Annotated in this window: 6 protein-coding genes and 2 pseudogenes; 4 read left to right on the forward strand and 4 right to left on the reverse strand. The window is 68.0% G+C overall.

Annotated elements, in window-relative coordinates; genetic code table 11:
* Positions 1 to 218 (reverse strand): annotated as a pseudogene (locus WAN02_RS32685) (TRAP transporter large permease subunit); the annotation flags it as partial.
* On the opposite strand from WAN02_RS32685, the pseudogene mycP reads away from it, so the two are divergent.
* The 3 genes and pseudogenes from mycP to eccA all read left to right on the forward strand — a co-directional run.
* A pseudogene (gene mycP, locus WAN02_RS32690) lies at positions 161 to 1,297 on the forward strand (type VII secretion-associated serine protease mycosin); the annotation flags it as partial. The pseudogenes WAN02_RS32685 and mycP overlap by 58 nt on opposite strands.
* Positions 1,294 to 2,826 (forward strand): type VII secretion protein EccE, encoded by a 1,533-nt coding sequence (gene eccE, locus WAN02_RS32695; RefSeq protein ID WP_422269508.1) that lies wholly within the window; start codon positions 1,294 to 1,296, stop codon positions 2,824 to 2,826. The pseudogene mycP and the gene eccE, both read left to right, overlap by 4 nt.
* Before the next feature lie 140 nt (positions 2,827 to 2,966).
* Positions 2,967 to 4,763: a type VII secretion AAA-ATPase EccA gene (eccA, locus tag WAN02_RS32700; RefSeq protein ID WP_422269513.1), complete on the forward strand. Its 1,797-nt coding sequence runs from the start codon at positions 2,967 to 2,969 to the stop codon at positions 4,761 to 4,763.
* A 9-nt stretch (positions 4,764 to 4,772) separates the two neighbouring features.
* On the opposite strand, the gene WAN02_RS32705 is transcribed toward eccA, so the two are convergent.
* Positions 4,773 to 5,222, reverse strand: a complete 450-nt coding sequence (locus WAN02_RS32705; protein WP_422269509.1) for a nitroreductase family deazaflavin-dependent oxidoreductase — start codon at positions 5,220 to 5,222, stop codon at positions 4,773 to 4,775.
* 15 nt (positions 5,223 to 5,237) lie between these two features.
* Entirely contained in the window at positions 5,238 to 6,074 is an 837-nt protein-coding gene (locus WAN02_RS32710) for an NAD(P)H-binding protein (protein ID WP_422269510.1), read from the reverse strand.
* A gap of 104 nt (positions 6,075 to 6,178) precedes the next feature.
* Between WAN02_RS32710 and sigI the strand changes: the two genes are divergently transcribed.
* Positions 6,179 to 7,045, forward strand: coding sequence for an RNA polymerase sigma factor SigI (sigI, locus tag WAN02_RS32715; protein WP_422269511.1), 867 nt, complete (start codon positions 6,179 to 6,181; stop codon positions 7,043 to 7,045).
* Here sigI and WAN02_RS32720 read toward each other — a convergent pair.
* On the reverse strand, positions 7,042 to 8,015 hold a 974-nt coding region (locus WAN02_RS32720), incomplete at its 5' end, for a MinD/ParA family ATP-binding protein (protein ID WP_422269512.1). The genes sigI and WAN02_RS32720 overlap by 4 nt on opposite strands.

Here is an 8,015-nt window from a genome sequence, read left to right on the forward strand (position 1 = left end):
CCCAGCAGCAGGCCGGGAATCACCCCGGCCATGAACAGTTTGCCCACCGAGGTTTCCGTCGCCGCCGAGTACACCACCATCACGATCGACGGCGGAATCAGGATACCCAGGGTGCCGGCGTTGCAGATGATCCCCGCGCCGAATTCCTTCGGGTAACCGGAGCGCACCATTCCCGCCACGGCAATCGAGCCCACCGCCGCCACCGTCGCCGGTGACGATCACCGAAACCAAGCCCGCTCCGCCACCGCCGCCACCGCCCCCGCCGGACGAGCCGTCCAACGGGCCCGGCGACCCGGTTCCCGGTGGTGCGCCGGACGACCCCGAGGTTCCGCCGCTGCCACCAGGGGCCCCGGACGGTGTGGCCGGGGTGGCACCGCACGCGAGGATCATCTCCATCCGCCAGTCCTCACGGGCCTACGAACTGGAAAGGCCGAGCGGCGGCGACACCGAGGCCCGCAAGAAGGCCGGCACCATCGCCACGCTGGCCAGCGCGATCGTGCACGCGGCCAACATTGGCGCCAAGGTGATCAACATCAGCGTCACGGCATGCGTCTCAGCGGCAGACCCGTTGGACCAGAGCGCAATTGGCGCGGCGGTCTGGTACGCCGCGACCGTGAAGGACGCAGTGATCGTCGCGGCAGCCGGCAACGAGGGCGAAGACGAATGCGCCCAGAATCCCGGCTTCGACCCGCTGGACGCCGGCGACCCGCGCGACTGGCATCAGGTCAAGACCGTGTCGTCGCCGTCGTGGTTCTCCGATTACGTGCTGTCCGTCGGCGCCGTCGACAACACCGGCGCTCCGGTCGGTAAGAGCCTGTCCGGGCCGTGGGTCGCCGCCGCGGCGCCCGGCGTGGGAATCATGGGGCTGTCCCCGCAGACCGGTGGACCGGTGAACGCCTACCCACCGGTCCGGGCGGGCGAAAAGAACATGCCGTTCTGGGGCACCAGCTTCTCGGCGGCCTATGTCAGCGGCGTGGCCGCGCTGGTGCGGGCCAAGTATCCCGCGTTGACCGCACACCAGATCATCAACCGGATTCTGCAGACGGCGCACAATCCGCCGCGCGGCGTGGACAATCAAGTCGGCTACGGAGTGGTGGATCCGGTCGCGGCGTTGACCTTCAACGTGCCGCCCGGGGACCGCCTCGCGGTCGGCGCCCAGAGTCGGGTGATCGTGCCCGCCGCCCCACCGCCGCCACCTGATCATCGCGCCCGCAACGCGGCACTGGTGTTCGCCGGTCTGGTGATCGCCGCGGTACTGATCGCGTCACTGGTAGCGCGGGCTCGGCGAGAGCGATGACCGCCTTCACCCGGCTGGCGATCATCGTCGGCGTACTCACTACCGGCCTCATCGGCTGGGCAGTCGGCGGATACCCCGGTGCCGCAGGGGGTTTGGTGATCGGGGTGGCGGCCGGCGTGATCCGCTGGTGGCGTCAGCCGGCGTGGTCGTGGTGGAAGCTGTGGCGGCAGCGAGGCCGGGCGATCACGTTGAGCGAACCCATCACGGTCGCCAACGATCGTGCCGGTGGTGGTGTCCGCTATCAGGATGGCGTTGCGGTGGTGGCTGTGCAGCTGCTCGGCAAGGCGCATCGGCCGACGCTGTTCACCGGTTCGACGGCGACCTACACCGACAACACCGTCGACATCGCCGAACTGTTGCCGCTGCTGCATCAGAGCCTCGGGTTGTCGATCGATTCGCTCAGCGTCGTCAGTGTCGGCGCCCGGGTGCGCAGCAGTGGCGACTACCCGCGGGTCTACGACACGCTGATCGGCACGCCGCCGTATGCCGGGCAGCGCGAGACCTGGCTGATCGTACGAATCGTGTCGATGCCCAATGCCGGTGCGCTGCAATGGCGTACCTCGGTCGGTACCACGACGCTGGCCGCGGCCCAGCGGATCACCGCTGCACTGCGCCAACGCGGTATTCGCGCGAAGGTCGCGACGGCCACCGACATCGTCGAGTTGGAGCGCCGACTGGGGTCCACGGCGCTGAACGCGCATCACCAGCGCTGGCGTACCGCGCGCGGTGAAGGCGGTTGGCTGACGTCGTACTGGTACCGGCCCAACGACATCACTGCGGAGAATCTGGAGCACGCCTGGGCGCTGCGGGCCGACGGAGTCATCCAGAACATCACGATATTCGGCGACGGCAGCATGACGGCGACGGTGACCGTGCGTACCGCGCAGCCGCCGACGGCGCCACCGAGCGTCATGCTCAAGACGTTGCCGGGCGAGCAGGCTCGCGCCATCGCAGCCAACCTCTGCGGTCCGATGCCGGCATTGCGCGGACTGCGTCGCGGTGTGCTGGCGGCACCACTGGTCATTCCGATCGGGCCGTCGGGCGTGCTGCTGGGCAAGGTCGACGCCGGCAACCGGTTGATGCTGCCGCTCGACGACCCGGGCGAATTCAGCCGCGTGCACATCGCCGCGCAGGACGTGCTGGCCAAGCGAATCGTGGTGCGGCTGGCCGGCGCCGGCGAGCGGATCACCGTGCACACCCGCGACCATCAGCGCTGGGACAGCGTCCGGATGCCCGACATCGCGGTGGGCAGCCAAGTCAGGCCGATAGCCGGCACCACGGTCAGCGTGGTCGACGGCACGATCACTCCGGCACCGCGGCCGAACACCCTGATCTCCATCGGCGAGCCGGGAACGCCGTACCGGGGGTCGGCCGACGTGCTCATCACGCAGATCGGCCCAGCGACCGTCGATGTGACGGCGGCCGGACAACTGCATACGGTGGAGATCGAGTTGTTCCGCGCCGAGAATCGCTACATCTCGTCGGAGCCGACGAACCTCAGGACATCCGAGCTCGAATCAGTGGAATAGACGATGACTACGCGCCGGCGACGATGCAGAGTGGAGCGATGTGGGGGCACTACCCAGCCGCGTAGCGGCGAGGGGGAGAGGAGCGGCGCTTGACCAGCAGCAATACCACGGCCGCCGCCCGCAAGCGGTTCGATCAGGCCATGGCGTCATTCGACACCGACCAGCCCGGCGCCTTCGGGCGGTTTCGTGAGGCCACCGAGATCGATCCGTCGATGGCCGACGCCTGGCTGGGCCGGATCGCCGCCGGCGACGACGAGCTCTCGTCGCTGCAGCAGTTATACGCCTACGGTGCGCGGCTGCACCGCGAGACCAACCGGCTCGGTGTCCGGCTGTCGGCGTCGATCAAAGCCGGGCCGTATCTGGCCATCTCGGTGACCGAGTCGTCGCATGCGGGGCTGGCACTGGCGAGCGCCCTCATCGACGACGGCCAGTTCGAGAAAGCCGAAGCGCTGCTCAAGGATTCGGCGCTGCTGGACACCTGGGAGAACCACCAGTGGCAGCAATATGTGCGGGCCTACCTGATGTTCGCCACGCAGCGCTGGCCGGACGCGATCTCGGTGGCGGCAACCGTCCTGCCGCCGCAGGCGATCGTCATGTCGGCGGTCACCGCGGCCACCAACGCGCTGGCCGCGCATGCCGCTGCCCATCTCGGGCAGGCCCGTGTCGCGCTGGATTGGGCGGATCGGGTGGATCTTCGGGCCGGAGGTTTGGTGGAGGCCCGGCGCCACCAGCTGACCGATACCGCGGTGACGGCGATCGACCCGAACGAATTCCCCTTGATCGCAGCAGATCTCGCCTACGTACGCGGGATGGCGCACCGCCAGCTCGACGAAGAGGACAAGGCACAGATCTGGCTGTCGAAGGCAACCATCAACGGCGCGTTGATCGAGTCGGCCAAGGACGCGCTGGCCGATCAGCAACTGCAACTGGTGGTCACCGACGAGGAAACCATCAACACTCGCAGCAACAGGTGGGACGTCACCACCGAGCGGTCCGCGTCCGACCGTCGTGAAGAAGAGAACGAGGGGCGGCGCGAAGAACTGCTGACCGAAGGCCGGGCCATTCTCAATAACCAGGTCGGGCTGAGTGAGGTCAAACGCGCGGTCGCCGAAATCGAGGACCAGATCGAAGTCCGGGCGCTGCGGATGGCCGCCGGACTACCGGTGACGAACCAGACAAACCACATGTTGCTGGTGGGCCCGCCCGGTACCGGTAAGACCACCACCGCCGAGGCGCTGGGCAAGATCTACGCCGGGCTGGGCATCGTGCGCCATCCGGAGATCATCGAAGTCAAACGGGCCGACTTCTGCGGCGAGCATATCGGTGCCTCGGGCCCGAAAACCAATGAGCTGATTGCCCGTTCGCTGGGGCGCATCCTGTTTATGGACGAGTTCTACTCGCTGGTCGAGCGTCATCACGACGGGCGGCCGGACATGATCGGCATGGAGGCGGTCAACCAGCTGCTGGTGGCACTGGAGGTGCACCGCTTCGACTTCTGTTTCATCGGGGCCGGATACGAGAAGGAAGTCGACGAGTTCCTCACCGTCAACCCGGGTTTGGCGGGCCGATTCAACCGCAAGTTGCGGTTCGCGTCCTACGCTCCCGACGAGCTGGTCGAGATCGCGGTCCGCTACGGCGAGCCGCGGGCGACCGTGATCGAACCGGCCGCGCGCGAGGCGCTGAACATGGCCTGCAAGACATTGCGGGCCTATCTGGCGCCGGACGGCACGCACGGGATCGACGTCATGCAGAACGGACGTTTCGCCCGCAACATCGTCGAGCGTGCCGAACGGTTACGGGACTCCCGAGTGGCCGCCCAGAACCGCTCCGACCGGGGCTCAGTGACGATCGAAGACCTGGAAACGCTGCGCACCCAGGACATCGTTGCCGCGGTCACCGACGCATGTGCGGAAAAGCACGTACCGATTCAGCCCTGAGCGACGTCGCTAGACGGCGTTGACCGGGTCGAACCGGAAGACCGCGATGCGGCCGGCGAGTGCTTCGAACTCGTCGGGTGTCCCGTCGGTCACCATCCCCGCACTCTTGGCGAACGCGACGCCGACCGGGACCTCGACCGGAAATACCCGAAGTATCGGACGAGCTTGTGCCGCAGTCAATTCGACGATCCTGACCGGCCGTGACCGACGGCCTTTGCTGAGCGTGCCGGTGCCGGCCGCGCGGGCGTTCGCGGCCCAGTCCGCACCGGGATAGCCCGCCACGACGTAGAGACCACCGTCGACGTGGAACGGCGTCATCGGCGTGCTGCGCGGCTTACCCGACTTGCGGCCGGGCACGGTCAGCACCATGGCGGGCCCAGTCGGCACACCGAGTTTCTGCACCGCGATCATCATCTTGTTCATCGGCTTGAGATAACGCGGTGGACGTGGAGAAGACATGGCTTGGCTCCTTTGCTATTTCGTGAACAGGTGGCGGTGGTCGGAAACCCACCGGAAGAACGGAGTCGCCGGCTGCCCGGTGATCTTTTCGATTTCGCGGGTGACCAACGCCGGCTTGTCGACGGCGTCGGCGAGCATCGAGGTGTAGGCATCGGCGAACTCGGCGCCCAGTCCGATGGCGATGAAGCGTTGTCGCACCGCATCGGGCGGGGCCTCGAGGTACCGCAGCGGACGGCCGAGCACGGTACCGATGACGTCGACCAGCTCCGCGTTGGTGAACGCCTGTGGGCCGGTCAACGGGATCCGCTGGCCGACAAGCTCATCGGTCAACAGTGCATGCGCGGCCACCGCGGCGATATCAGCCTCGACGATCGGAGCACTGGACGCCTGGGCGTAGGGCCCACCGACGATGTCGCCGGCTTGAATCTGCGCGCCCCACATGCCGGCGAAGTTGGTCGCGAACACTGTGGGGCGCAGGCTCACCCAGTCCAGACCGGAGTCGACGGCCAACTGCTCGACTTCCCGGTTGCGGTCGCCCCGTACCCGTGACGGCTGCCGCGAGAAGTCGTCGTCGGCGTTGATCGCCGACAGCGCTACCAGCTTCCGCGCCCCGCTGTGCCGCGCGAAGGCGACGACGTCGGCGAGGTCATCGCCGAGGGCCCGCGAATTGAGGAACACGGCCGACGCCCCGGGCAGGGCATCGATGGTTGCACTCACCGCTTCGACGCCGTCGGGGAGCCCGGCGACCTCCGGCGTGCGGGTGACGGCCCGTACCCGCGCACCTGCGGCGGCGAGCAGCGACACGAGCGGTCGGCCGACATTGCCGGTCGCTCCGGTTACCACGATGGTCATGGTGGCCTCCTGGTCAGCGTTCTTTTCCTCAAGGACGGGCCGGGAGATGGGAAAGTTACAGCAGCAGCTTGTAACTTTTCGCCCACCCAGATCGTCGTGAACACATGAGCCGACCGCAGTCCGAGGACCAGGTCACCCAGGCCTGGCGGCAGCATCGTCCGTACCTGGTCAACCTGGCGTACCAGATGCTGGGTGATGTGGGTGAGGCCGAAGACATTGCGCAGGAGGCATTTCTGCGGCTCTCGCGCGCCGATATCACCGCGATCGACGACGTCCGCGCCTGGCTGACCGTGGTTGCCGGCCGACTCTGCCTCGATCAGGTACGTTCGGCCCGCTCACGGTATGAGCGGCCCGAGGACATCGGTACCGAGGTCGCCGCCGTCAACCAGTCCGGTCGCCTCGATCCGGCCGACCGGGTGACCCTGGACGACGAGGTCCGTACCGCGCTATGGGAGGTGCTGCGCCGGCTGAGCCCCGGCGAGCGGGTCTCGTTCGTGTTGCACGACGTCTTCGGTGTTCCGTTCGATGACATCGCCGAGACGGTAGGCCGCCCGGTGGGCACCTGCCGTCAGCTCGCACGACGCGCGCGGACGAAATTCGCTCTCGGACAACCGAAGCCGGGTGAGGTGTCGACGACCGAGCACCAGTTCGTCACCGAACAGTTCATCACCGCGTGCGCCAACGGCGATCTGCAGGCGTTGGCCGCGGTGCTCGATCCGACGGTGTGGGGAGTCGGCACCGTGCTCGCCGATCCCGCCCCGCCTCCGCAGATCAACCACGGACCGCACGATGTCGCCGTCAACCTGCTGCGCTATCTGGGACCCGGCGCCACGGTGGTCAGCGGTCCGGTCGGCCAGCCCGTGCTGCTCGCGTTCGCCGAGCGACGGCTGTTCGCCGTCATCGTGCTGACGATCCGCGATCATCTGGTGACCAAGATCGAGGCCACCGCGGACCCGTCAGCGCGTGCTTAGCGCGCGTCCCGCGGGCTTTGCGGCCGCGCGGCGAAGAACCCGGCGATCGTCGCGGAGATCTCGAGAAATCTGCTCCGCGTCGTGCGAGCCAGCTCGCTTGTCACATCGATGACGCCGCCGGGGCGCAGGTGCGGGTCGAAGGGCACCTGCACCACCTTCTGGCCGCGTTCGACAAACTGATTCGCCAGCAGCGATCGGTGCCGCTTGTCCGAATGACCGTCGGAGTCGTTGAGCACCACCACGGTGCGGTTCAGCAGACCGCTACGGCCGTGCGCGGTCAGCCATTCCATCGTCTGCGCGGCGGCCCCGGCGCCGTCCGCCCACGGTGACGACACCACGATCAGCGCGTCCAGGTCGCTCAGCGCCTCCTGCGTCACCGGCGCGTCCATCGTGGAGCCGCAGTCGACGATCGCGATCGTGAAATGGCGGTCGAGCCGCGAGGTGGCCTCGCGGTACAGCGCGGGATCGAGCACCCGCCGCGGCCCGGCGGTCGGCTCCCCGGCCAGCACATACAGGCCCGCTGCATTGCTGCCGACGCGGGTGCTCACATCGGCGAACGACCGAAGGTCTTTGTCGGCGGCGATCTCCCAGTACGAGCCGTTGGTCCGCGGGTCGATTCTGCTGCCGAGCCGACCGAACGCGGTGTCGGCGTCGATCGCCACGACGCGATCCTGGCGGCGAAGCTCGGCGAAGATCGAGCCCACGCTCGCGGCGACGGTGGTCTTGCCGACACCGCCCTTGCCCAGCACCCCGACTTTGTAGTTGCCCCGCAGTGTCGCCCCGATGGTGGCTTCGTAGGCGGCGTCCTGCTGTTCACGGGCCGACGGGCCGAGGTTCACCAGACCGAAGGTGGCCTTGTAGACGATGCGGCGCCAGCCGTAGCCGGGGCCGGGCGGGCCGGGCTGGCGCCGTTCCCGGTCACCATGGGGCGCGAAGTCGAGGTCGCCCCACGGCCGCCGCTCAGACGGGC

This window comes from Mycobacterium sp., from assembly GCF_049281135.1.
GTDB lineage: Bacteria > Actinomycetota > Actinomycetes > Mycobacteriales > Mycobacteriaceae > Mycobacterium.

Bases quoted from the DNA above. Each gene is read 5' to 3' on its own strand.
- sigI (WP_422269511.1), top strand. From the start codon at position 6,179: ATGAGCCGACCGCAGTCCGAGGACCAGGTCACCCAGGCCTGGCGGCAG.
- eccE (WP_422269508.1), top strand. From the start codon at position 1,294: ATGACCGCCTTCACCCGGCTGGCGATCATCGTCGGCGTACTCACTACC.
- WAN02_RS32705 (WP_422269509.1), bottom strand. From the start codon at position 5,222: ATGTCTTCTCCACGTCCACCGCGTTATCTCAAGCCGATGAACAAGATG.
- WAN02_RS32710 (WP_422269510.1), bottom strand. From the start codon at position 6,074: ATGACCATCGTGGTAACCGGAGCGACCGGCAATGTCGGCCGACCGCTC.
- eccA (WP_422269513.1), top strand. From the start codon at position 2,967: ATGGCGTCATTCGACACCGACCAGCCCGGCGCCTTCGGGCGGTTTCGT.